Source organism: Luteimonas colneyensis, from assembly GCF_014836665.1.
Lineage (GTDB): Bacteria > Pseudomonadota > Gammaproteobacteria > Xanthomonadales > Xanthomonadaceae > Luteimonas > Luteimonas colneyensis.
In genome coordinates this window covers 46,669-71,728 of record NZ_JACSQJ010000001.1, presented here as the reverse complement: position 1 = coordinate 71,728, position 25,060 = coordinate 46,669, and the positions used below count along the sequence as shown (strand labels likewise).

Below are 25,060 nucleotides of genomic sequence, written 5' to 3'. Positions count from 1 at the left end.
GCGCCGGCACTACAATGTCGCGGGGCTTCGGGGGGGACACCACCATGCTGCTTCGCTGGACCTTGCGGATCGCGCTGGCGCTGGCTGCGCTCGCCCTGCTGCTGTTCCTGGCCACCTGGTGGCTGCTGCGCGGCAGCCTGCCCCGGCTCGATGGCGAAACGGCGCTGCCCGGGCTGTCCGCTCCCGTCGCCATCTCCCGCGATGCGCTGGGCGTGGTGACGGTGGCGGCCTCCGGCGAAGCCGACGCCATGCGGGCGCTGGGCTACGTGCACGCGCAGGAACGTTTCTTCGAAATGGACCTGATGCGGCGCTCGCCCGCGGGCGAGCTGTCGGCGCTGTTCGGCGCGGCGGCGCTGGACACCGACCGCCGACATCGCGTGCACCGCATGCGCAGCCGCGCGCGCGAAGCGGTGGACGCCGCGCCGGCGCCCGAGCGCGAACTGCTCACCGCCTACGCGGAGGGCATCAACGCCGGACTCGGCGACATGCGCGTGCGGCCCTGGGCCTACCTGCTGCTGCGCGCCCGACCGGCGCCATGGCGGCCGGAGGACTCGGTGCTGGTGGGGCACGCGATGTACTTCGACCTGCAGGATGCCGGCAACGCGCGCGAGCTGGCGCTGTGGCGTATCCGCCCGCACCTGCCGGAGGCGCTGCATGCCCTGGTCGCGCACGCCGGCTCGGACTGGGATTCGCCGCTGCTGGGCCGTGCCATCGGCGACGCGGTGCTGCCCGGGCCGGAGGCGGTGGACCTGCGCCGGCTGCCCGCGCCCTCCGACGGCGTGGCGCTGGGAATGCCCGGCGACGATCCGGCCGCGGTGGGCAGCAACAACTTCGCCGTCGCCGGCACGCTGACGCTGCACGGCGCGGCGCTGGTGGCCGACGACATGCACCTGGGCCTGCGCGCCCCGGGCATCTGGTTCCGCGCGCGCCTGCGCTATCCGGATGCGCGCGCGCCCGGTGGCCAGGTCGACGTGTCCGGCTTCACCCTGCCCGGGCTGCCGGCGGTGATCGTGGGCAGCAACGGGCACGTGGCCTGGGGATTCACCAACAGCTACGGCGACTACCTGGACTGGGCGCTGGAAGCGCCGTGCGCAGAGTCCGTCACCGCCGTTGCCGACGATGGCGGTGCGGCGGCCGGCGACTGCACGCCACTCGTCGTCCACCGCGAGCCGATCGAAGTGGCGGGCGGCGAGCCCGAGGTGCTGGAGGTCGAAGAGTCGGCGTGGGGTCCGGTCCTGCACCGCACCGGTGACGGCCGCGTGCTGACGCTGCGCTGGACCGCGCACCTGCCGGGCGCGATCAATCTCGGGCTGGCCGGCATGGCGCGCGTGCCGGACGTCGAACGCGCGCTGGTGCTGGCACGCGACATCGCGCTGCCCAACCAGAACCTCGTGGTCGGCGACCGCGCCGGCCGCATCGCATGGCGCCTGCTCGGCCCAGTGCCCCGGCGCGGCGCGGGCTGCGAGCCGACGGCCCCCGTCGACCCGGCCACCACCGGCTGCACGCCGTGGCCGATGAGCACCCGGCACGGTCCGGCCGTGGCCTCGCCGACCGCCGACCGCATCTGGACCGCGAACGCGCGCGTGGTGGACGGTACCGCGCTGGCCACCATCGGCGACGGCGGCTACGCGCTGGGCGCGCGCGGCGCGCAGATCCGCGACGCCCTGCGGGCGCGCGATCGCTTCGACGAACGCGACCTGCTGACCATCCAGCTCGATGACCGCGCCCTGTTCCTCGAGCGCTGGCACGCGCTGCTGCTGGAGCGCGCGCGCGTGCAGGACGCCCCCGCCCTCCGGGCACTGGCCGATGCCAGCGCCGACTGGGATGGACGCGCCTCGGTCGACTCGACCGGCTACCGGCTGGTGCGGGCGTGGCGCAACGCGGTCAACGAACGCGTTTCGCTCGGACTGCTGGCGCCCGCGCGCGCCGCGCTTGGCGATGCGTTCGAGATGCCGGCGCTGCCCCAGCTGGAGGGCGTGGCCTGGCCGCTGGTGACGCAGCGTCCGCCGCACCTGCTGCCGTCGCAGTACGCGGACTGGGACGCGCTGTTCGAGGAATCTGCAGCCGCGGTGCGCGACGAGCTCGCGCCGGCCGGTCCGCTGGCGGAGCGCAGCTGGGGCGAGGCCAACACCGCACGCATCTGCCATCCGCTGGCCCAGGCCCTGCCGGGACCATTGCGCCAGACGCTGTGCATGCCGGCCGACCCGCTGCCCGGCGACAGCCACATGCCGCGCGTGCAGGCACCGGCGATGGGCGCCTCGCAGCGCATGGTGGTCGCACCGGGCCGTGAAGCCGAGGGCATCATCCACCAGCCCGGGGGCCAGAGCGGACACCCGCTGTCGCCGTTCTGGGGCGCCGGGCACCAGGACTGGGTGTCGGGACGGCCGTCGCCGTTCCTGCCCGGCCCGGCACGCCATTCCCTCGTGCTGGAGGGGCGCTGAGGGCGCCCGCCGGGGACGATCACCGCGGATTCATCGCCCGTGCGCAAAGTGTTTCCGCATCGTCTCGACCACTCGAAGGAGCCCACCATGGCGATCCGCAGACTCGACATCCTGGCGCTTGCGCTCGGCGTCGGCCTTGCCAGCACGGCGACGACCGCCGCGGCGCAGACCATCGGCTACAACGTCCGCACCGGCGACGTCTGGGTCGACGCGCGCCTGGGCGAGATCAACGACTATGGCCGACGCTACCGCGATCCGTTCATCGACGAAATGCACGGCTACTACGGTGCCCCGCGCCCCTTGCTGGTCGACCTGCTCGACCGTCGTGGCTGGGCGCCTGGCGATGTCTACTACGCCTGCGCCATCGCGCATGCACTCGGGGTGCCCTGCCTGGACGTCGTGCACGAATACGATCGCCATCCGGGCCAGGGCTGGGGCGCGGTGGCGCAGCGCATGGGCATCAAGCCCGGGTCCGCGGCCTTCCACGCGCTGAAGCGCGGCCAGGTCGACACCTATGGCCGCTGGGGCCAGACCGTGGTGATCGATCGCCCGGTGCGGGTCGACTGGTCGCGCCCGGGTCCCGATCGCGGCCATGGCCACAAGGGCAACGGCAACGGCGGCAACAACCGTGGCAACAGCGGCAACAATGGCCGCGGGAACAGTGGCAACGGCAACAAGGGTCGCGGCAACAACGGCAACGGCAATAACGGCAAGGGCCACGGCAAGGACTGAGTCACCATCGCCGATCCGACGACGGCCACCGCCCGCGGTGGCCGTCTGCGTTCCGGGCCCCGCGCCGGTCACCAGCGTCAAGGGCGACCGCATCGTGGCGGAGCCCGAGGGCGGCAGCCTGCTGGTGCATTCCGCGCAGCGACCGCGGCAACATCGCGAAGCAAGGCGCTATCGCGCGGCCGCGTGCACCCCGGCCACCGCCCGCCCCGAAGGATCGGCCGCAGCGGCGAAGGCCGCGTCCCAGGCGATCGCCGCGGGCGACGAGCAGGCGATCGACGGCCCGCCCGGCACCGTCCGCGCGCAGGCTTCGCTCGGGAACGCGGCTTCGAACAGGCTGCGGTACCAGTAGGCCTCGCGCGTGACCGGCGGGTCGTGCGGGAAACGCTTCGCGGCATCGGCGAAGGCGGCATCGCCCACGACCTCCGCGGCCCGCACCTTCAGCGCATCGATCCAGCCATAGCCGACGCCGTCGCTGAACTGTTCCTTCTGCCGCCACAGGATCGACGCCGGCAGCACGCCTTCGAAGGCCTCGCGCAACACCGCCTTCTCGATCGGCGGGCGGCCGTTAGGGCGCGGCGCGACCATCTTCGCCTCCGCGTCCATGCCCATCGCCAGCTCCAGGAACTCCAGGTCCAGGAACGGAACGCGCGCCTCCACGCCCCAGGCCATCATCGACTTGTTGGCGCGCAGGCAGTCGTACTGGTGCAGGGCGTCGAGCTTGCGCACGGTTTCCTCGTGGAAAGCGTCGGCGTCGGGCGCGCGGTGGAAGTAGAGGTAGCCGCCGAAGACCTCGTCGCTGCCCTCGCCGGACAGCACCATCTTCACGCCCATGGCCTTGATCCGGCGCGCCAGCAGGTACATCGGCGTCGACGCGCGCACGGTGGTGACGTCGAAGCTTTCGATGTGGCGGATCACCTCCGGCAGGGCGTCGATGCCCTCCTCCACCGTGTAGGTGAAGCCGTGGTGCACCGTGCCCAGCGCTTTCGCCGCGATCTCGGCCGCGGCAAGGTCGGGTGAACCTTCCAGGCCGATGGCGAAGGAATGCAGGCGCGGCCACCAGGCTTCGGAGGCATCGTCGTCCTCGATGCGGCGACGTGCGAAACGCGCGGCGCAGGCCGCGACCAGCGAGGAATCGAGACCGCCGGAAAGCAGGACACCGTAGGGCACGTCGGCCATCATCTGCCGGTGCACGGCGGCTTCGAAGGCCTCGCGCAGCGCCGCCGGTTCGACGCGGCGGCCCAGCGTGGCTCCGCGCTCGCGCCAGGGACGCTCGTAGTAGCGGCGAAGTTCGCCGGTGGCGGTGTCGTACCAGTGCCCCGGCGGGAAGACCTCGACGTCGGCGCAGCTGCGGGCCAGCGCCTTCATCTCGGAAGCCACCCACAGCCGGCCATCGCCGTCATGACCCCAGTACAGCGGGCAGACGCCGATCGGGTCGCGGGCGATGATCGCTCGGCCGCGGTCGCGATCCCACAGGGCGAAGGCGAAGATGCCGTTGAGGCGCGACAGCCATGCGCCCATGTCCTCGCAGGCAGCCCGTCGACGGCCCTCCACGCCGTCCATCGTTGCGGCGTAGAGCGCATTGATCACCTCGCAGTCGGAGCCGCTCTGGAAGTCATAGCCGTCGCCGGTCGCGTCCTCCAGCTCGCGGTGGTTGTAGATCTCGCCGTTGACCGCCAGCACCAGCTGGCCATCGGCCGAGCGCAGCGGCTGCGCACCGCCCAGCGGATCGACGATGGCCAGGCGCTCGTGCACCAGCAGCGCGTTGGCGTCGGCGTGCACGCCGCTCCAGTCGGGGCCGCGGTGGCGCTGCAGCGCGGACAGCGACAGCGCGAGGGGACGCAGCACCGAGACATCGGCGCCGGGGCGGAGGTCGAAGATCCCGAGGATCGAACACATGGTGGGGCTCCTTGTGCCGGACGGCCGGCGATGGATGCTCCCTGCGCGGAAAAAGCGAAACCCGCGCCGGGCGCGGGTTTCGGGGGGTATCGCGGTTGCCGCCGCCTAGCCTCCCGCCCACGCCGGGCGCGCACGATTGTTCGAGCCGCGGTTGTTGGCGCGGTCGTTGCGGGCAATGGCGGGGGTGGCGGGGCGGTGCATGGGGCGAACGTAGCAGGGGGATCCGGTGGCGCGCAAGAAGAACGCTTTCCGCGGGATTGCCCGCGTCCGCCCTTCGGGCAACTTCCCCAATTCCGCCGCCCTCACCCCTCCAGAAGCTTCTCCACCAGTGCCAGATAGAGGCCCGGCAGCGCTTCAAGATCCGCCACCGACACGTGCTCGTCGACCTTGTGGATGCTGGCGTTCACCGGGCCGACTTCGATGCACTGCGCGCCCAGCGGCGCGATGAAGCGTGCGTCGGAGGTGCCGCCACCGGTGCTTTCCTCGGGCGCCGCCCCTGCCACCTCCGACAGCACCTCGCGCGCCGCCGCGCGCAGCGGGCCTTCCGGCGTGAAGAACGGCTCGCCGCTGCGGTGCCAGCGCAGTTCGAAGTCCAGGCCATGCCGGGCCAGCATCGCCTCGATCTCCGACTCCAGCCGCGGCGCATCCCAGTGCGGGTTGTAGCGGAGGTTGAAGTCCACGCGGAGCGCGCCGGGAATGACGTTCGTAGCGCCGGTGCCGGCGGCGACGTTGCTCACCTGCAGGCTGGTCGGCGGGAAGCTCTCGTAGCCCTCGTCCCAGCGGCGGCCGGTCAGCTCGGCGAGCGCGGCAAGCGCTTCGTGCACGGGATTGCGCGCCTGCTCGGGATAGGCGACATGCCCCTGCACGCCGCGCACTCTGAGTGCGCCGCTGAGCGATCCACGCCGGCCCACGCGCAGCAGGTCACCCAGGCGCGCGGTCGAGGACGGCTCGCCGGTGATGCACCAGTCGATGCGCTGGCCACGCTCCCGGAAGGTTTCGGCGACGCGGCGCACGCCGTCGATCGCATCGCCCTCCTCGTCCGAGGTCAGCAGTAGGGCCACCGTGCCTGGATGCGCAGGGTGTGCAGCTACGAAACGCTCCAGCGCGACCACGAATGCGGCCACGCTGCCCTTCATGTCGGCGGCGCCCCGGCCGTACAGCATGCCGTCGCGGATCTCCGGCACGAAGGGATCGCTGCCCCAGGCCTCGCGCGGCCCGGGCGGCACCACGTCGGTGTGGCCGAGCAGCACCAGCACCGGGCCACCGTTGCCGTGCGTCGCCCAGAGGTTGTCGACCGCGCCGTGGCGCATCGACTCGCAGGCGAAGCCGGCGCGCTGCAGCCGCCCGGCGACCAGCGCCTGGCAGCCGGCGTCGTCGGGGGTGACCGACGGCCGCGCGATCAGCTCGCAGGCCAGCGCCAGCACCTCGCTCATCCTGCGATCCCGAAGCGCTGCTTGAAGCCGTTGTCGCTGAAGCCCTGGGTGACGCGGCCATCGGCGGTCACCACCACCGGGCGCCGGACCAGCTGCGGATACTCGCGCAGCAGCAGCTTCCATTCCGCCTCCGAGCCCGGCGCCTTGCGGTGGGCGGGCAGCTCGCGCCAGGTCGTGGAGGACTTGTTGACCATCGCCTCGAAGCCGCCGAGCGTCCCGGCCCATTCCACCAGCGTGTCCGGCGACGGCTTCTCGTCGCGGTAGTCCACGAAGGCGTGCGCGACGCCGAAGCGGTCCAGCCACTTCCGCGCCTTGCGGCAGGTGTCGCAGTTCTTCAGTCCGTACAGCGTGGCCGGCGTCGCTTCTGCGCCGCTCACAGCGCGTGCCCGCGCAGCAGGTCGTTGACAGAGGTCTTGGCGCGGGTCTTCGCGTCGACCTGCTTCACGATCACCGCGCAGTACAGCGAGTGCGAGCCGTCGGCGGCCGGCAGCGAGCCCGCCACTACCACGCTGCCCGGCGGCACCGTGCCGTAGCCCACTTCGCCGGTCATGCGGTTGTAGATGCGGGTGGACTGGCCCAGGAAGACGCCCATGCCGATCACGCTGTGGTGGCCGACGATGACGCCTTCGACCACCTCCGAGCGCGCGCCGATGAAGACGTGGTCCTCGATGATCGTCGGCGAGGCCTGCAGCGGCTCCAGCACGCCGCCGATGCCGGCGCCGCCGGAGATGTGGCAGTGCCTGCCGACCTGCGCGCAGGAACCGACGGTGGCCCAGGTGTCGACCATCGTGCCCTCGCCGATCCAAGCGCCGATGTTGACGAACGAGGGCATCAGCACCACGTCGCGGCCGACGTGGGCGCCGCGGCGCGCGATCGCACCCGGCAGCACGCGCGCGCCGACCTTGCGGAAGGCGGCCTCGTCGAAATCCTCGAAGCGCATCGGGATCTTGTCCCAGTACGGCGCCGGGTACTGCTCGCCCAGCTCCATCTCCTGCACGCGGAAGTAGAGCAGCACCGCCTTCTTCAGCCATTCGTTGACGTGCCAGCCGCCATTGCCGTCTGGTTCGGCCACGCGCAGGCGGCCGGCTTCGAGGCCCTCGATCGCGCGGTCGACGAGCAGGCGCGTCGAGCCCTCGATCTCCTCCGGCGTCAACATCGAGCGGCGCGCCCAGGCGCTGTCGATCATGAAGGCGAGCTCGCGGTCGGCATCGCCCACGCGGGGAGCGGCGGGGACGCGCGCCGGCGCCGCGATGGCGGCGTCCCGGGCCGCAGCCGCGGGCTTCGCCTTCGCGCGGGCCACCGGAGCGGCCGCCCTCGAAGCCGCCTTGCGGGGAGCCGCCGCTTTCCCGGCCGCGACCTTCTTGGCCGGGGGCTTCTTCGCCGGCGCCTTCTTCACCGGCGCCTTCTTCGCGACGGGCTTTTTCACCGCGGACCGCTTCGCGCCGGCCGTCTTCGCATCCGCGGCGGCGGCCGTCGCGGCGGCCTTCTTCGCCGCCCCGGACGCCTTCTTCGCCGTGGACTTCTTCGCACTGCTCATTTCAGTTCCTCTCCGTCGATCCTCGCCAGCAGGGCCTCGCGCAGACGCGCGCACGCCTCCCCGCCCAGCGGTTGCTTGTCTTCACCGGTCACCCGGAACACGTCCTCGGCGCGGGCGCCGAAGGTCGCGATGCGCGCGTCGTGCACGCGCAGTCCCTGGCTGCGCAGCACGTGCGCCACGTCGGCCAGCAGGCCCGGGCGATCGGTGCACACCAGGCTCAGCACCGTGGCGGTGCCGTCGGCGCTGGTGGCGAACTCCACCTGCGACGCGATGCGGAAATGCCTCAGGTGTCGCGGCTGTGTGCGCTGCGCCGGGCGCACCCGGTCCAGCGGACCGGCGAGCACCGCGCCCAGCTTGCGCGCCACCACCTGCGGGTCGGCGTCAGCGCGTGCGTCCCCGGGCAGCACCTGGAAACTGTCGAACACCGTGCCGCCCGGGCCGTCGAGCGCACGCGCCTGCTGGATCGCCAGCCCCAGCCGGTCGAGCGTGACCACGATCGCCGCGAACAGGCCGTCGCGGTCGGCGCCGTGCACGAACACTTCCATCGCCGGGCTTGCGGGCGCGACCAGCCGCACCTTGACCACCGCGCGCTCCGGATCTTCTCCGGCGGCCTCGTGCAGCGCTTGCGCCTGCCAGGCGATCTGCTCCGCGCGCGCGCGCAGGAAACCGGAGGCGGGGAAGCGATCGAGCAGCGCCGCCGCATCGGCGGCGCCGATGCCGGACTCCTCCAGCAGCGTCGCTGCCGCTGCGCGGGTCTCGGCGATGCGCTCCGCCGCGGCCACCGGATGCTCCAGGCCGCGCCGGAGCGCGAGCCGGGTGGCATCGCGCAGGTCGGCGAGCAGGCGGTCCTTCCAGGCGTTCCAGAGCTTGGGCGAGGTGCCGGCGATGTCGGCGCAGGTCAGGAGATACAGGTAGTCCAGGCGCTCGCGGTCGGCGACCTCGGTGGCGAAGCGGTGGATCACCGCCGGGTCGGCGATGTCCTGCTTCTGCGCGGTGACCGACATCAGCAGGTGGCGCAGCACCAGCCATTCCACCAGCGCCGTGTCGGCCTCGCCGAGGCCGTGGGCCGTGCAGAACGCGCGCGCGTCGACCGCGCCGAGTTCGGAATGGTCGCCGCCGCGGCCCTTGGCGATGTCGTGGAACAGGCCGGCCAGCAGCAGCAGTTCGGGCTTGCGCAGTCCCGGCCAGACCTCGTGGGCGCGCGAAAAGCGCTCGTCGGCCTCCCCGCTGGCGAAGCCGGCCAGGTTGCGCAGCACCGCCAGCGTGTGCTGGTCGACGGTATAGACGTGGAACAGGTCGAACTGCATGCGCCCCGAGACCTGGGCGAACGCCGGGATCCAGCGCCCGAGCACGCCCAGCCGCGCCACGCGTTCGAGGCTGCGCACCGGCGTCGGCCCGCGCAGCAGGCCGAGGAAGGCGTCGCGCTGCGCGGCGGTGGCCGCGGTGTACGGCGCCAGCCCGTCCAGCGCTTCGGCCAGCGCGCGTGCGGTGTGGGTGTGCAGCCCGCGCAGTTCGCCCAGTCGCGCCCAGCTTGCGAACAGTTCGAACACCTCGCCGATGTCGCCGTGCGGCCAGCCGTGGTCGCGGGCGGCGAGGTAGCCACGGCGCAGCTCGAAGCGCGCGTCCACCGCCTCGGGTTCGGCGGCGCCGTCGAAGTGCTCCTCGAAGCGCTGGTGCAGGCGGTCACCGATGCGGCGCACCACCGCCGCGCTGCGATAGAAGCCCTGCATCATCTGCTCGACGCCGAGGTTGCGCGCATCGTCGGCGAAGCCCAGGCGCTCGGCCAGCGCCTTCTGGTGGTCGAAGCGAAGCCGCTCCTCGGCGCGCCCGGCCACCAGGTGCAGCCCGTAGCGCAGCCGCGCCAGCGCCTGGCCTTCGCGTTCGAGGGCGGCGGACTCGTCGGCACCGACGTGGCCCAGCGCCACCAGCGGCTCCAGCTCGTGGGTGCCGAAGGCGCGGCGCGCGATCCAGCCCAGCGTCTGCAGGTCGCGCAGCCCGCCGGGGCCTTCCTTGAGGTTGGGCTCGAGGTTGTCGGAGGTGTCGCCGAAGCGTGCATGGCGCCGCGCCTGCTCCTGCACCTTGGCGACGAAGAAGTCGCGCGCCGGCCAGGCCCGGTCCGGCGCGATCGCACGCGCCAGCGCCGCGCGCGCGGCGGCGTCGGCAACGAGCGGCCGCGCCTCGATCAGGGCGGTCATCACGCTGATGTCGGCTGCGGCCGCGGTGCACTGCGCGGGCGTGCGCACGGCGTGGCTCGCGGGCAGGCCCGCGTCCCAGAGCAGCGCGAAGAAGCGCGCCAGCACCGCCTCCGCCGCGCCGTCGGGCTCGCGTGCTGCCAGCACCAGCAGGTCGATGTCGGAATGCGGGAACAGGCCGCCGCGGCCGTAGCCCCCGACCGCGAACAGCGACAGAGCGGACTCCTGCGGCACGCAGCGCTGCCAGGCCTCGGCCACCACCGCGTCCACCGCGCGCGCGCGCTCGGCGGCCAGGCGCGTGGCGTCGGTGCCGGCATCGAAGCGGGCCGCCAGTGCGGCCGCGCCTGCGGCCAGCGCCTCGCGGCGGGCCTGTGCCCAGCCGGCGTCGGCGGAGGCGTGGCTGCGGCCCTGCGCGTCGGAGGGCGCGGCCGCGTCCACGTCAGAGATAGCTGTCGTTGTCGTCGCCAGGCACGCGCGTCAGGACATCGGCGCCGTCGGCGGTGACCGCGATCATGTGCTCCCACTGCGCCGAGAGCTTGCGGTCCTTGGTGACCACGGTCCAGCCGTCCGGCAGCAGGCGGGTGTGGCGCGTGCCCTCGTTGATCATCGGCTCGATGGTGAAGGTCATGCCCTCCTCCAGCACCACGCCCTCGCCGGGACGGCCGTAGTGCAGCACCTGCGGCTCCTCGTGGTACACGCGGCCGATGCCGTGGCCGCAGTACTCGCGTACCACGCTGAAGCGCTCGGCCTCGGCGTACTGCTGGATGGCGTGGCCGACGTCGCCCAGCGTCGCGCCCGGCTTCACCGCGCGGATGCCGCGGAACATGGCCTCGCGGGTCACCTCCACCAGGCGCTTCGCCATCACCGAAGGCGTGCCGGCGAAGTACATGCGGCTGGTGTCGCCGTGCCAGCCGTCCTTGATCACGGTGACGTCGATATTGACGATGTCGCCGTCCTTGAGGACCTTGGCCTCGTTCGGGATGCCGTGGCAGATGACGTTGTTGACCGAAATGCAGGTCGCCTTGGGGTAGCCCTTGTAGCCGACATTGGCCGGCGTGGCCTGCTGCACGTTGACGATGTGCTCGTGGCAGAGGCGGTCGAGCTCCTCGGTGCTGACGCCGGGCTTCACGTGCGGGGCGATCATCTGCAGCACCTCGGCGGCCAGGCGGCCGGCGACGCGCATCTTCTCGATCTCTTCGGGGGTCTTGGTGGTAATGGCCATCGGGACATTATCGCTCATCCACCGGCCTCCGGGCTCCGGTCTTGCCCGGAAGGCCCGTCGCGGCTAGAATTCGCGGGTTCCGCAGCCGGATCCCGGCCCGGAGCCGCCCACGACGGGCGACACCGTCGAATACACACCTGACGCCACAGCCCGCCCCCGGGGTGTCCAGCGCAGCAGGGCCGGCCAGGCCCCGCGACGCCGGATTCGGAGGCGGAAGCGCCAGGGAGGCCCAACCCCGGAACCCATCGCAGGCCCCGCGCCTGCACGCCGCCCCTACCCTTTCCGGCGGCCGGGTTCCATGCCAGGAGTTTCTGCAATGCCCCAGATCACCATGCGCCAGATGCTGGAAGCCGGCGTCCACTTCGGCCACCAGACCCGCTACTGGAACCCCAAGATGTCGCCGTACATCTTCGGTGCCCGCGGCAAGATCCACATCATCAACCTCGAGAAGACCGTCCCGCTGTTCTCGGACGCGATGAACTTCATCTCGGGCATCGCCCAGAAGCGCGGCATGATCCTGTTCGTCGGCACCAAGCGCAGCGCGCGCGAGGCGATCAAGGAAGAGGCCGAGCGCTGCGGCATGCCGTACATGACCCAGCGCTGGCTGGGCGGCACCCTGACCAACTTCCGCACCGTCAAGGGCTCGGTCTCGCGCCTGAAGACGCTGGAAACCGGCGAAACCGACGGCACCTTCGAGAAGCTGGTCAAGCACGAAGTGCTGGGCCTGCGCCGCGAGCGCGAGAAGCTCGAGGCCTCGCTCGGCGGCATCAAGGACATGAACCGCCTGCCCGACGCCCTGTTCGTGATCGACATCGGCCACGAGGACATCGCGATCAAGGAAGCCAAGAAGCTCGGCATCCCGGTGATCGCGGTGGTCGACACCAACTACGACCCGTCGCTGGTCGACTACGCCATCCCCGGCAACGACGACGCCATCCGCGCCGTGCAGCTGTACGCCCGCGCCGCGGCTGACGCCGTGCTCGAGGGCAAGGCCGCCGCGCCGAGCGCCGCGACCGTGCGCGAAGAGGAATTCAGCGAAGGCGGCGAAGGCGAGAAGTCGCGCCGCGCGCCGCGCAAGAAGGCTGAAGCCGAGGCGGCGAAGGACGAGGCCCCGGCCGCCGAGTAAGGCGCCCGGCCCCGCACGCCTGACACGCGGCCGCGCCACCATGCGCGGCCGCGCACTTTGAAACATCCACAGATCCCGAGGTCCCCAATGGAAATCACCGCTTCCCTGGTCAAGGAACTGCGCGAGCGCACCGGCGCCGGCATGATGGAGTGCAAGAAGGCGCTCACCGAGGCCGGCGGCAACATCGACGCCGCCGCCGAGGCGCTGCGCAAGTCCGGCCTGGCCAAGGCCGACAAGAAGGCCGACCGCGTCACCGCCGAGGGCCGCGTCGCCTTCGCGCAGGCCGGCAACCGCGCCGCCATCGTCGAAGTCAACTCCGAGACCGACTTCGTCGCCAAGGACGAGAACTTCGTGAACTTCTGCGAGACCGTGGCCCAGGCCGCCGTCGGCGTCGACGACGTCGAAGCGCTCAAGGCCGCGACCGTCGGCGGCCAGACCGTCGAGGAAGCCCGCGCCGCCCTGATCGCCAAGGTCGGCGAGAACGTGCAGGTGCGCCGCATGATCTCGGTGCAGAGCGAGGACAACGTCGCCGGCTACGTCCATGGCGGCCGCATCGGCGTGCTGGTCGAACTCAAGGGTGGCGACGCCGACCTGGCGCGCGGCCTGGCCATGCACGTGGCGGCGATGAACCCGCCCTACAACAAGGCCGCCGACGTCCCGGCCGACTTCGTCGCCAAGGAGAAGGAGATCGAGCTGGCGAAGATGAGCGAAAAGGACAAGGCCAAGCCGGCCGACATCCTGGAGAAGATCATCGGCGGCAAGATCGCCAAGATCGTCAACGAGGTCACCCTGTACGGCCAGCCCTACGTGCTCGACACCAACCAGTCGGTGGAGCAGGTGCTGAAGGCGGCCGGCGCCGAGGTCGTGCGCTTCCAGCGCCTGGCCGTCGGCGAGGGCATCGAGAAGGTGGTGGAGGACTACGCCGCCGAAGTGATGAAGCAGGCCGGCCTGGCGTAAGCCCGGCGACCGCCGCAAATGGAACCGGCCCCTCGCGGGGCCGGTTTTTTTGTGCCCGCGACTGGACTCAGAAGCGGTAGGCCGCCGAGAACATCACGTAGCGCGGCGTCTGCCGTGAGATCGGCAACAGGTAGGTGTTCGACACGGTGTAGGGAGCATCCGTGCCGGAGGTGACATCCACCTGCAGCGTCTCGTTCTGGTTGAACACGTTCAGCACCTGCATGCCGAGGGTGAGCCGCTGATCGAAGGCCTCGGGGCTCCAGGTCAGGCCGAGGTCGAGGGTCTTCACCCAGGACGTGCGCTCGTCACCCGGCTTGGCCACCTCGCCGAAACAGGTGTGGTAGCTCGCGCCATAGCCCACCGGATCGGCCTCGGACGTGTTCTCGTCGATGCTGCCGTCCGGGTTGTAGAGACCCAGGCAGCTGATCGGCATCCCCGATTCGACCCGCAGGTTGCCCGAGAGCAGCCACTCGGGCGTGATCGCGTAGCTGCCCCGGACCTTGAGCTGGTGCCGCCGGTCGTTGGCCAGGTAGCCGGAGGCATAGCGCATCAGCTCCGCGACGTCCCAGTCCTGGGTCTTGGAGATGTTGCTCTGGCCGAACTCGGACTTGACCTGGCCTTCGTTGTTGCCCTCGCTGAAGCTCAGGGTGTAGTCCACCCGCGCCTCCCACTTGCCGTCGAAGGGGCGCTCGAAATAGAGGTCCAGCGCCTTGTACGTGCGCTTCATGCCCTCCTCGAAGCGCCAGTCCTGCGGCCCCATGGTGACGTCGACGCGGCTTCCGGTGTGGTTGCCGGCATCGTCGACGTTCGCGAGGCTGAAGGTGTTGGTGCCCCCGGGGTTGAACATGTAGCAGTACGCGACTTCCACCTGGCCCAGCTCGGGACTGCTGGCGAGGTACTTGCCATCCTGCTCACCGTAGATCTCCAGGCCCGCCGCATCCATCAGCGAATACGGATCGCAGACGTCGTCGATCGAGGACTTGAGGTCGCGGTAGGTCAGCTTCGCGCCGGCCATCCACCTCTCGCCGAGCATCTTCTCGAAACCGATGATGTACTCGTCCTGGTACATGTTCTTCAGGTCGGACGGTGCGAAGGCCAGCACGTCGACCGGCGCGCCGGTCTCGCCGTTGGACGACACCGGACCCGGTGCGGGTGCGCCATCGACGCCGGGCACCGGCACCAGGCCGGTCGGGCGGCCGTCGGCATCGATGCCGCTGTAGGTGAAGTACTCGAACGTATAGGTCGATGCCGAGGCGCCGCGGATCGCGACGTTGTTGGGCATCGCGAGGAAGTACCTGCCGGCATTCGCGAACAGCTTGGCCGAGGCGTCGCCGAAGACGTCCCACGACAGGCCCAGGCGCGGTGCCCACTGGTCCTTGGCGTCCATGTACGTTTCACCGAAGTTGTTCTTGTTGGTGAACTGGTCGTTGCGCACGCCGATCGACAGCAGCAGGTTGTCGGTCACGCTCCAGCGATCCTCGATGTACCAGGCCTTCTGGTCGAGCGACATGCTGGTGTTGGTGAAGTAACGCAGCTCGCGGACGTAGTAGTTGCTGCCCGGGGCGCCGACGCCCAGCGCGGGGGCCAGGTTGCTGTTCGGATCGGCCACGCGCGCGTACTGCCAGTATTCCGCTTCCTGCGACGTCCCCTCGTTCGTGGCTTCGAACTTGATGTTGTCGATGCCGAAGGTCAGCGCATGGTCGCCCACCACCCATTCGAGATCGGCCCGCAGCGCCCTCGTCTCGCTCATGCCGTCGCGGCCCTGGTAGGCCGGCTGGCGGTTCTGGATCGGACTGGTCCCCACGATCGCCGGATCCTGGTTGGTGGCGCCCACGATATAGGGCACGCCAGGCAGGATGCCGCCGTTGATCTGCCGGTTGGCGAACTCGCTTTCGCCGTAGACCGCGCTGAGGGTCAGGGCATCGTTGAGGAAGCCGGTGTACTTCAGGATCTTGTACTCGTTCTCCTGCTCGACGGGCGTGGGCGAGATCGCCAGGCGCTCGCCGACGGCCCCCGTGTCGAAGTCGTAAGCGTGGAACGCACCTTCGCGGTCGATCTTCTCCCGCAGGTAGGTGAGTTCCAGCAGGTGGTCGTCGGTCACGTTCCAGTCGAGCTTGCTGTAGAGCTTGGGGCTGTCCTGCTCACGGGATTCCCTGCGCGGGCTTCCGATCGCAGTCGGCGAATAGGTGCTCTCGGTGCTGGCGTACTCGGCGCCCACGAAGAAGAACAGGCGGTCGCGGATGATCGGGCCACCCACGTAGGCGCTGTACACCAGGTTCTCCGAGCCGGCGTCGCGCCCCCTGGAGTAGAGCGTCCCGGGCAGGCTCGGATCCTCGTAGGCCCACTGGCAGAGGTCGCTCGGCACGGCCGGTCCGTCCGGGCCGTCCGGATCCGGACCGCAGGTGCTGGGCAGGTTCGGGTTCGCATTGGGGCCGCCCAGGTCGATCGAAGGGAAGTACAGGTCGTCGTTGTCCTCGCGCAGCGACTTCGGCGAGAACACCACCTGTCCGCCGAACGTCCACTCGTTGGTGCCCCGCTTGCCGATCTGGCTGATGACGCCGCCCGCGGAGCGTCCGTACTTGGCGCTGTAGCCGCCGATATAGGTTTCCTGCTGGTCGATGGTGCCGAAGGGCAGGCTGAAACCGCCAAGGTTCGACAGCGGCTCGCCGCTGAAATAGCCGTTGATGTAGTACGCGTTTTCAGAGACGCCCGAACCGCCGAACGAGACGAGATTGCCGAAATAGCCACCGGCGCCGGAGATGGCGCCCGGCGCGAGCAGCGCGATGGCTTCGGCGGACCGGCGCAACGGCAGCCGCTCGATCTGCTCCGCGGTGATCACGCTGCGGGTATCGGTGGCGGAGATGTCGATGGGGGGCACGAAGGAGCCGGTCACCGTGACCGCTTCCATCGTCGTGGCGCCGCCCGACCCCACGAAGGAGACATCGACGCCCGAGCCGGCGCGTACCACCACCGGGCGGCTGCCCAGCACGTCGGCGCCGCGCTGCACGGTCAGCGTGTACTCGCCCACCGGCAGGGTGCTGAAGTTGTACCTGCCCGCGGCGTCCACCTCGACCGTCCGGCTGAAGCCGCTGTTGTTGCTGGCCACCACGCTGACCCCCTCGCCCGCCGGCACCGTGCCGTAGACACTGCCGGTGGTGCTCTGGGCCTGGACCGTCCCGGCGAAGCAGACTCCCAGTGCAACGCAGAGCGCGGTCCGGCGGATGCCGGCCAAGCCGTTCCTGACACGCGAAATTTCTTCCTGCACGTTCGACCCTCCCCGAATGAACCTTTCTAGGTATGGAAATTTCCGCGACGTCCCCTGCCTCAGGTCATGCTTTCCACCCGCCCGTCGCCGGAGTTCATAAACTTTTCATAAACGCGCCGCCCGAAGTGTGACTGCAGTCACATATCAAAATTTCCGGGCCGAGGTTGCCCGGCGAGCGCGGCGCACAGCCGGGGCATGCCACGTCTGCTAACATTCCCCCGGTTTAGTCATCGGAATCCGCACATGTCCCAGCTCGCCTACCGCCGCGTCCTGCTCAAACTCTCCGGCGAGGCGCTGATGGGCGACGAGGACTACGGCATCGACCCCAAGGTCATCCAGCGCCTGGCGGCCGAGGTCATCGAGGCGCAGGCCGCGGGCGCGGAAGTCGCGCTGGTGATCGGCGGCGGCAACATCTTCCGCGGCGCGGGCCTGGCGGCGGGCGGCATGGACCGGGTCACCGGCGACCAGATGGGCATGCTGGCCACGGTGATCAACGCGCTGGCGATGCAGGACGCGCTCGAGAAGCTCGGCGCCAAGGTGCGCGTGATGAGCGCGATCAAGATCAACGACGTCTGCGAGGACTACATCCGCCGGCGCGCGATCCGCCATCTCGAGAAGGGCCGGATCACCATCTTCGCCGCCGGCACCGGCAACCCCTTCTTCACCACCGACTCCGGCGCGGCGCTGCGCGCGATCGAGATCGGCGCCGACCTGCTGCTCAAGGCCACCAAGGTCGACGGCGTCTACGATTCGGACCCGAAGAAGAACCCGGGCGCCACGCGCTTCGACCGCCTGTCCTACGACGAGGTCCTGGGCCGCGACCTGCAGGTCATGGACACCGCGGCGTTCGCCCTCGCCCGCGACAGCGACCTGCCGCTGCGCATCTTCGACATGGAGCAGCCGGGCCAGCTGCTGCGCATCCTCAAGGGCGAGCCGATCGGCACCCTGGTCCAGGGCCGGGGCTGACGCCCGGAGCGCCCGCCGGCACCCGCTTCGCCTATAATCCCGCGATTGCGAACAGGAGCGGGCAGCCGATGCTCAACGAGATCAAGAAAGACGCGCAGACGCGCATGGCCAAGAGCGTGGATGCGCTGCGCCACGACCTGACCAAGGTCCGCACCGGCCGCGCGTCCACCGCGCTGGTCGACCACCTGAAGGTGAACTACTACGGTTCCGACATGCCCCTGACCCAGGTGGCCTCGGTGACCGTCAGCGACGCCCGTTCGCTCACCATCACGCCGTGGGAGAAGCCCATGGTCGCCGCGGTCGAGAAGGCGATCCTCGCCTCCGACCTGGGCCTGACCCCGAACACCGCCGGCACCACGATCCGCATCAACCTGCCCGCGCTCACCGAGGAGCGTCGCCGCGAGCTGAGCAAACTGGTGCACTCCGAGGGAGAGTCGACCAAGGTCGCCATCCGCAACATCCGCCGCGACGCCAACCAGCAGGCGAAGGACCTCCTGAAGGAGAAGGCGATCAGCGAGGACGACGAGCGCCGCTTCGAGACCGAAGTGCAGAAGCTCACCGACGACGCCATCAAGGACGTCGACGAGGTGGTGAAGGCCAAGGAGCAGGAGCTGATGGCGGTCTGAGGGCGACTCGATGAGCGCCCCGCCCGCCACCATCGCAGGCATCCCGCGACACGTCGCCATCATCATGGATGGCAACGGGCGCTGGGCCGCGCGCCGCCGCCGCCCGCGCATGATCGGCCACCGCGCCGGCGCGCGCGCGGTGAACCTGTGCATCGACTTCTGCCTCGAGCGCGGCGTCGCGGCGCTGACCCTGTTCGCGTTCTCCAGCGAGAACTGGGGCCGCCCGGCCGACGAGGTCGGTGCGCTGATGAAGCTGTTCCTCAACGCGCTCGACCGCGAGGTCGCCGAGCTGCACCGCCGGGGCGTGCGCGTGCGCTTCATCGGTGAGCGCAGCCGCTTCGACGCCGGCATCGTCGCGCGCATGGATGCCGCCGAGGCACTCACCGCCGGCAACCGGAGGCTCACGCTCGCCATCGCCGCCAGCTACGGCGGACGCCAGGACATCGCGGCCGCCGCGCGCGCGCTGGCGGTCGAAGTGGCCGAAGGGCGCCTGCGCCCCGATGACATCGACGAGGCGGCGATCGGTCGCCACGTCTCCCTGTCGGACCTGCCGCCGCCCGACCTGTTCATCCGCACCGGCGGCGACGTGCGGATCAGCAACTTCCTGCTCTGGCAGCTGGCCTATACCGAACTCTGGTTCACCGAGGTCCTGTGGCCGGACCTCGACAGGGCGACCCTCCAGCAGGCGCTGGACGACTACGCCAGCCGCGAGCGCCGCTTCGGCCTGACCGGCGACCAGGTGGCCGCGGCCACGCCCACGGAGACGCCATGACCCGTACCCGCATCCTCGCCGCGCTCGTCATGGCCCCGGTGGCCATCGCCTCCGTGCTGCTCCTGCCCACGCCCTGGATGATGCTGGCGGCCGCGATCGTGTTCCTGGCCGCGCTGTGGGAGTGGTTCGGCCTGGCCGAGATCGACGACTCGCTCGCCCGCGGCGCGCTGCTGGTGCTGAACCTGATGCTGATGGTGGCCCTGGTCTGGGGCACCGGAGGCACGGCGGCGACCCTGGTGCTGTTCAAGCTCGCGGTGGTGCTGGGCGTGGTCTGGTGGCTGCTGGCGATGCTCTGGCTGGTCCACTACGACTTCGCGTCCGACCACGACACCCATGCCCGCGTGTTCAAGCTCGCGGCGGCGACCCTCGCGGTGGTGCCGGCCTGGTGCGGCCTCGCCCTGCTGCACAACGACGGCCCGGGCTGGCTGCTGCTGGCACTGATGATCGTCTGGGCCACGGACACCGGCGCGTACTTCGCCGGGCGCGCCTTCGGCAAGCGCAAGCTGGCCCCGCGGATCAGCCCCAACAAGACCGTCGCCGGCCTGGTCGGCGGCGCGCTGCTGGGCGTGGTGGTGGCGATGGCCGGTGCCTGGATGCTCGGCACCGGTCTGGCGCAGCTGCCGCTGGTCGCCCTGGTGGCCCTGCTGACGGTGCTGTTCTCGGTCGTCGGCGACCTGCTCGAAAGCCTGCTCAAGCGCCACGTCGGCGTGAAGGACTCGGGCAACCTGATCCCCGGCCACGGCGGCGTCATGGACCGCATCGACAGCGTGCTGGCCGCGCTGCCCGTGTTCGCGCTGGGCAAGATCTGGCTGGGCTTCTGATGCAGCGCGTCGCCGTCCTTGGCGCCACGGGCTCGATCGGAACCTCGGCGCTCGACGTCATCGCCCGGCATCCGGAGACGATGCGCGCCTCCGTGCTGGCGGCCGGCCGCCAGGTCGAGGCGCTGCTCGAGGCCTGCCGCCGCCATCGCCCCGACGACGCCGCCATCGCCGACGAGGCGGCGCTGCCGCGCCTGCGCGAGGGCCTGCGCGAAGCCGGCCTCCCGACCCGCGCCCACGCGGGCATGGAGGCCATCGCCGCGCTGGCCGGTGACGGCGGCAGCGACACCGTGGTCGCCGCGATCGTCGGCGCCGCGGGACTGGATTCGACGCTGTCGGCGGCCAATGCCGGAAAGCGCCTGCTGCTGGCGAACAAGGAATCGCTGGTGCTCGCCGGCGAGCTGGTGATGGCGGCCGCCCGCGACCGCGGCGCGCGCATCATCCCGATCGACAGCGAGCACAACGCCATCTTCCAGTGCCTGCCGGCGGACGGCGACTGCGCCGACGTGCGCCGGCTGGTGCTCACCGCCTCGGGCGGCCCGTTCCGCGGCCGCGACCGCGCGTCGCTGGCGGAGGTGACGCCTGCGCAGGCGGTGGCGCATCCGAAGTGGTCGATGGGCCCGAAGATCTCGGTCGACTCCGCCACCCTGATGAACAAGGGCCTGGAGGTGATCGAGGCCCACCACCTGTTCGGCCTGCCCGCCGACCGCATCGACGTGCTGGTGCACCCGCAGAGCCTGGTGCATTCGCTGGTGGAGTTCATCGACGGCTCCACCCTCGCCCAGCTCGGCCTGCCGGACATGCGCACGGCGCTCGCGGTCGGACTCGGCTGGCCGCGGCGCATCGCCTCCGGGGTCGGCGGACTCGACCTGCTGGCCCAGGGCCGGCTGGACTTCGAGGCCCCCGATACCGACGCCTTCCCGTGCCTGCGCTTGGCATTCGACGCCCTGCGCGCGGGCGGAACGGCACCGGCGGTGCTCAACGCCGCCAACGAGGAGGCGGTTTCAGCCTTCCTTCAGGGCCGGATCGGTTTCCTTGCGATTCCCGCCCTGGTCGAAGACGCGCTGGCCGCGCTGCCGGCCCGGCCCGCCGCGTCCCTCGGGGCGCTGCGCGAAGCCGACGCCCTCGCCCGCGCATCGACCCGGGCCGCCCTCGCCCGCCACGCCCCCTGACGAGCACGCCATGACTACGTTCCTCGGTTCGGTGTGGTGGATGATCGTCAGCCTCGGCGTGCTGGTGACATTCCACGAGTTCGGGCACTTCTGGGTCGCCCGCCGCAACGGCGTCAAGGTGCTGCGGTTCTCGGTCGGCTTCGGCCGCCCGCTGTGGAAGCGCCTGGGCCGGGACGGCACCGAATACGTGGTCGCCGCGCTGCCGCTGGGGGGCTACGTGCGGATGCTCGACGAGCGCGAGGGCGACGTCGCCGAGCACGAACGCGACGCGGCGTTCAACCGCAAGTCGGTCTGGCAGCGCATCGCGATCGTGGCCGCCGGCCCCGTCGCCAACCTGCTGCTGTGCGTGGCCCTGCTGTGGGCGATGTTCGTGATCGGGCGGCCCGACTACCAGCCGCTGCTGGGCCAGGTGCAGGGCGTCGCCGCGGAGTCCGGCCTGTCGCCGGGCGACACCCTGCTCGCCGTCGGCGACCGCGCCACGCCCACCTGGAGCGAGGCCTCGATGGCCCTGGTGACCGCGGCCATCGACCGTCGCGACGTCGAGATCCGGCTGCGCACCGCCGCCGGCCAGGACGCCTCGCGCACCCTGCGCCTCTCCACGCTCCCGGCGGACCTGGACCAGCGCCGCGCGATGCAGGCCATCGGCCTGCTCCCGCAGGCCTTCGTCCTGCCGGCCGAGGTCGGCCGCGTGGTCGAGGGCAGCGCCGCCTGGGGCGTGCTCGCCGAGGGCGACCGCATCACCGCCATCGATGGCGCGCCGGTGCACGCCTTCGCCGACATCCGGCCCCTGGTCCAGGCGCTGGGCGGCCAGGGCGGCGGCGGCATGGTCGAGGTCGAACGCGACGGCGAGCGCATGGCGCTCGAGATCACCCCCACGCTGGCGACGCCGGCGGGCGGCGAGGCCCCGTTCTGGGCGCTGGGCATCGAACCGGACGCCGGCACCGGCGCCCTGCACGACGCCACCCTGCGCCACGGGCCGCTCGCGGCCATTCCCGCCGCGTTCGGCGAGACCTGGCGACTGGCCCGCGACACCGTCGGCATGGTCTGGCGCATGGCCAGCGGCCGGGCCTCGGTCGAGAACGTCTCCGGGCCGATCACCATCGCCCGCTACGCCAACGCCTCGGCGAACCGCGGTGCGGCCTGGTTCCTGAACTTCCTCGCCCTGCTTTCGCTGAGCCTGGCGATCATCAACCTGCTGCCGATCCCGATCTTGGACGGCGGTCACCTGTTGTATTACCTTATCGAGTTGGTCAAGGGCAGCCCCTTGAGCGAGCGCGCCATGATCGCCGGGCAGTACATCGGCCTCGCGATGCTCGCGGGCCTCATGGGCCTGGCGTTCTACAACGACATCCTGCAACTGGTGCGATGACGCCGCATGCATGACCGCCGGACCCACCGCCCCACCCCCACGCAACGCCAGACCCGGACGCCATTGATGACGCGATTCCCGAACCGCCGCCTGCTCGCCATCGCCCTCGCCTCGACGCTCGCAGCGCCGGCCTGGGCCCAGCAGCCGGTCGACCCCCAGGCCGCCTTCGGCGTCGCACCCCAGCCGGCCACGGCCCCCGTGCCTGGCGCGTTCACGGTGTCCGACATCCGCGTCGACGGCCTGCAGCGCATCGGCGCCGGCACCGTCTTCACCTACCTGCCGATCGAGCGCGGCGACACGGTCGACGGCAGCCGCATCGGCGACGCCATCCGCGCGCTGTACGCGACCGGCTTCTTCGAGGACATCAGCGCCGGCCGCCAGGGCGACATCCTGGTGATCCAGGTGAAGGAGCGCCCGGCGATCAACAAGCTGACGCTGACCGGCAACAAGGACATCAAGACCGAGGACCTGACCAAGGGCCTGACCGACATCGGCCTGGCCGAGGGCGAGACCTTCGACCGGCTGGCGCTGGACCGCGTCACCCAGGAACTCACCCGCCAGTACAACAACCGCGGCAAGTACAACGTGGTGGTCACGCCCACGGTGTCGCCGCTGGACCGCAACCGCGTCGACATCGGCATCAAGGTCGACGAAGGCAAGGCGGCGAAGATCCGCCACATCAACCTCGTCGGCAACGAGGTCTTCGACGACGAGACGCTCACCGACACCTGGGAATCCGGCACCAGCAACTGGCTGAGCTGGTACCGCCGCGACGACCAGTACTCGCGCGAGAAGCTCGAGGGCGACCGCGAGAAGCTGCGCAACTTCTACCTCGACCGCGGCTACGTCGACTTCAGCGAGGACAACATCCAGGTCTCCATCAGCCCCGACAAGCGCGACATGTACATCACCGCCGGCCTCACCGAGGGCGAGGTGTACACGGTCGACTCGGTGGAGGTCACCGGCGACACGATCCTGCCGAAGGAGGACATCGAGCGCCTGGTGCTGCTGAAGCCCGAGATGACCTTCTCGCGCGCCCTGCTCGAGTTCAGCTCCGAGCAGATCTCCGCGACCCTCAGCAACATCGGCTACACCTTCGCCCAGGTGAACGTGGTGCCCGAGATCGACCGCGAGAACCGTCTGGTCGACATCAACCTGCAGGTCGTGCCGGGCCCGCGCGTGAGCGTCCGACGCATCGTGTTCAAGGGCAACAGCCGCACCGCCGACGAGGTGATGCGCCGCGAGATGCGCCAGTTCGAGGGCGCGTGGTATTCGCAGGCCGCCATCGACCGCTCGAAGGTGCGCCTGCAGCGCCTGGGCTTCTTCGAGTCCGGCAGCGTCAACGTCGAGACGAAGCCGGTCCCCGGCAGCAACGACCAGGTGGACGTGGAGTTCAGCGTCGCCGAGACCACGTCCGGCAGCTTCATGTTCGGCCTGGGCTACTCCCAGCTCAGCGGCATGACCACCTCGGTGCAGCTGTCGCAGAACAACTTCCTCGGCAGCGGCAACCGGATCTCGATCGAGGCGCAGCGCAACGTCTACCTGCAGCGCTACTCGTTCTCGTACATGAACCCGTACTTCAACGACAGCGGCCTGTCGCTGGGCTACAACCTGTGGTGGCGCGAGTTCGACAACTCCGAGTTCAACACCGCGCAATATTCGTCGACCAGCCGCGCCGCCCAGATGGTGCTGGGCGTGCCGATCACCGAGCACGACACCGTCTCGGCGATGTTCGGCATCGACAGCAACCAGATCTTCGCGTGGCGCGGCAGCTCGCCGCAGTCGATCGTCGACTACATCGACGTCATCGGCCAGCGCACCTTCCACGCCTGGCGCGGCGAGGTGAGCTGGGCGCGCGACACCCGCAACGACTTCCTGCAGCCCACCCGCGGCACCCTGCAGCGCGTCTCGGCGGAAGTGACCCTGCCCGGCTCCACGGCCGAGTACTTCAAGCTCAACTACGAGTTCTCCAAGTACTGGCCGATCTCGCGGGCGATGGTGCTCAACACGCGCCTCGAGCTCGGCTACGGCGACAGCTACGGCGACGCCCGCTACGGCATCGTCTACGACCCCTACATCCCCGCCGACGAGGACGCGCCGCCCACCGGCGATCCCATCCCGCGCGAGGCGGTGGCCGACGGCCTGCCGTTCTTCGAGAACTTCTACGCCGGTGGCGCACGCTCGGTGCGCGGCTTCCGCGACAACACGCTGGGTCCGCGCGAGGCCGCCTGGAACAGCAGCTACCAGCAGGTCATCGGCGGCGCGGTGAAGACGATCGGCTCGCTGGAGATGTTCTTCCCGACCCTGCTCGACTCTCCGGCCGCGCGCGTCTCGGCCTTCGTCGACTTCGGCAACGTGTTCAAGGACGCCGACGCGTTCGACGCCGGCGAGCTGCGCGCCTCGGCCGGCGTGGCCCTGATGTGGCGCGCGCCGGTGGGTCCGATCTCGATCAGCTACGCGATGCCGCTCCGCAAGGAGGACGGCGACGAGCTGGAGCGCCTGCAGTTCACCTTCGGCGGCGCGTTCTAGCCGCCGG

General features: G+C 70.7%; 18 protein-coding genes. 11 read left to right on the top strand and 7 right to left on the bottom strand.

Annotation, left to right across the window (positions count from 1 at the left end; translation table 11 throughout):
* The first annotated feature begins 44 nt into the window (after positions 1-44).
* Positions 45-2,441 (top strand): penicillin acylase family protein, encoded by a 2,397-nt coding sequence (locus H9645_RS00285; protein WP_191727758.1) that lies wholly within the window; start codon positions 45-47, stop codon positions 2,439-2,441.
* A gap of 87 nt (positions 2,442-2,528) precedes the next feature.
* Positions 2,529-3,173, top strand: a complete 645-nt coding sequence (locus H9645_RS00280; RefSeq protein WP_191727757.1) for a hypothetical protein — start codon at positions 2,529-2,531, stop codon at positions 3,171-3,173.
* A gap of 168 nt (positions 3,174-3,341) precedes the next feature.
* Here H9645_RS00280 and asnB read toward each other — a convergent pair whose 3' ends face one another.
* The 6 genes from asnB to map form a co-directional block, all read right to left on the bottom strand.
* Entirely contained in the window at positions 3,342-5,069 is a 1,728-nt protein-coding gene (gene asnB, locus H9645_RS00275; RefSeq protein WP_191727756.1) for an asparagine synthase B, read from the bottom strand.
* Between the two features lie 302 nt (positions 5,070-5,371).
* The gene (gene dapE / locus H9645_RS00270) at positions 5,372-6,502 is read right to left on the bottom strand and encodes a succinyl-diaminopimelate desuccinylase (RefSeq protein ID WP_191727755.1); all 1,131 of its coding nucleotides are present in this window, start codon (positions 6,500-6,502) and stop codon (positions 5,372-5,374) included.
* Entirely contained in the window at positions 6,499-6,879 is a 381-nt protein-coding gene (locus tag H9645_RS00265; RefSeq protein WP_191727754.1) for a Spx/MgsR family RNA polymerase-binding regulatory protein, read from the bottom strand. Before H9645_RS00265 ends, dapE begins: the two co-directional genes overlap by 4 nt.
* Positions 6,876-8,039, bottom strand: a complete 1,164-nt coding sequence (gene dapD / locus H9645_RS00260) for a 2,3,4,5-tetrahydropyridine-2,6-dicarboxylate N-succinyltransferase (protein WP_191727753.1) — start codon at positions 8,037-8,039, stop codon at positions 6,876-6,878. Before dapD ends, H9645_RS00265 begins: the two co-directional genes overlap by 4 nt.
* Positions 8,036-10,669, bottom strand: coding sequence for a [protein-PII] uridylyltransferase (glnD, locus tag H9645_RS00255; RefSeq protein ID WP_318240460.1), 2,634 nt, complete (start codon positions 10,667-10,669; stop codon positions 8,036-8,038). The genes dapD and glnD overlap by 4 nt, the downstream gene beginning before the upstream one ends.
* A 1-nt stretch (position 10,670) precedes the next feature.
* Positions 10,671-11,453: a type I methionyl aminopeptidase gene (map, locus tag H9645_RS00250; protein ID WP_191728420.1), complete on the bottom strand. Its 783-nt coding sequence runs from the start codon at positions 11,451-11,453 to the stop codon at positions 10,671-10,673.
* Positions 11,454-11,769: 316 nt separating this feature from the next.
* Between map and rpsB the strand changes: the two genes are divergently transcribed.
* Both rpsB and tsf read left to right on the top strand, forming a co-directional pair.
* Positions 11,770-12,579 carry a 30S ribosomal protein S2 gene (gene rpsB, locus H9645_RS00245; protein WP_191727752.1) on the top strand — a complete coding sequence of 270 codons (810 nt, stop codon included), beginning with the start codon at positions 11,770-11,772 and terminating at the stop codon, positions 12,577-12,579.
* An 87-nt stretch (positions 12,580-12,666) separates the two neighbouring features.
* Entirely contained in the window at positions 12,667-13,536 is an 870-nt protein-coding gene (tsf, locus tag H9645_RS00240; RefSeq protein WP_191727751.1) for a translation elongation factor Ts, read from the top strand.
* Between the two features lie 67 nt (positions 13,537-13,603).
* On the opposite strand, the gene H9645_RS00235 is transcribed toward tsf, so the two are convergent.
* Positions 13,604-16,768, bottom strand: a complete 3,165-nt coding sequence (locus tag H9645_RS00235) for a TonB-dependent receptor (RefSeq protein ID WP_191727750.1) — start codon at positions 16,766-16,768, stop codon at positions 13,604-13,606.
* Between the two features lie 276 nt (positions 16,769-17,044).
* On the opposite strand from H9645_RS00235, the gene pyrH reads away from it, so the two are divergent.
* The 7 genes from pyrH to bamA all read left to right on the top strand — a co-directional run bounded on the left by pyrH (position 17,045) and on the right by bamA (position 25,053).
* On the top strand, positions 17,045-17,767 hold the full coding sequence (gene pyrH, locus H9645_RS00230; RefSeq protein ID WP_191727749.1) for a UMP kinase: 723 nt from the start codon (positions 17,045-17,047) through the stop codon (positions 17,765-17,767).
* A gap of 68 nt (positions 17,768-17,835) precedes the next feature.
* Positions 17,836-18,393, top strand: coding sequence for a ribosome recycling factor (frr, locus tag H9645_RS00225; RefSeq protein WP_191727748.1), 558 nt, complete (start codon positions 17,836-17,838; stop codon positions 18,391-18,393).
* 10 nt (positions 18,394-18,403) lie between these two features.
* Complete coding sequence (gene uppS, locus H9645_RS00220) at positions 18,404-19,165, top strand: polyprenyl diphosphate synthase (protein WP_191727747.1); 762 nt, start codon at positions 18,404-18,406, stop codon at positions 19,163-19,165.
* Positions 19,162-19,986 carry a phosphatidate cytidylyltransferase gene (locus H9645_RS00215; RefSeq protein ID WP_191727746.1) on the top strand — a complete coding sequence of 275 codons (825 nt, stop codon included), beginning with the start codon at positions 19,162-19,164 and terminating at the stop codon, positions 19,984-19,986. The genes uppS and H9645_RS00215 overlap by 4 nt, the downstream gene beginning before the upstream one ends.
* Positions 19,986-21,155: a 1-deoxy-D-xylulose-5-phosphate reductoisomerase gene (locus H9645_RS00210; protein WP_425490178.1), complete on the top strand. Its 1,170-nt coding sequence runs from the start codon at positions 19,986-19,988 to the stop codon at positions 21,153-21,155. Before H9645_RS00215 ends, H9645_RS00210 begins: the two co-directional genes overlap by 1 nt.
* A 10-nt stretch (positions 21,156-21,165) precedes the next feature.
* Positions 21,166-22,524, top strand: coding sequence for an RIP metalloprotease RseP (gene rseP / locus H9645_RS00205; RefSeq protein WP_191727745.1), 1,359 nt, complete (start codon positions 21,166-21,168; stop codon positions 22,522-22,524).
* A gap of 66 nt (positions 22,525-22,590) precedes the next feature.
* A complete protein-coding gene (bamA, locus tag H9645_RS00200; RefSeq protein ID WP_191727744.1) occupies positions 22,591-25,053 on the top strand; it encodes an outer membrane protein assembly factor BamA in 2,463 nt (820 codons plus the stop codon).
* Positions 25,054-25,060: the final 7 nt, after the last annotated feature.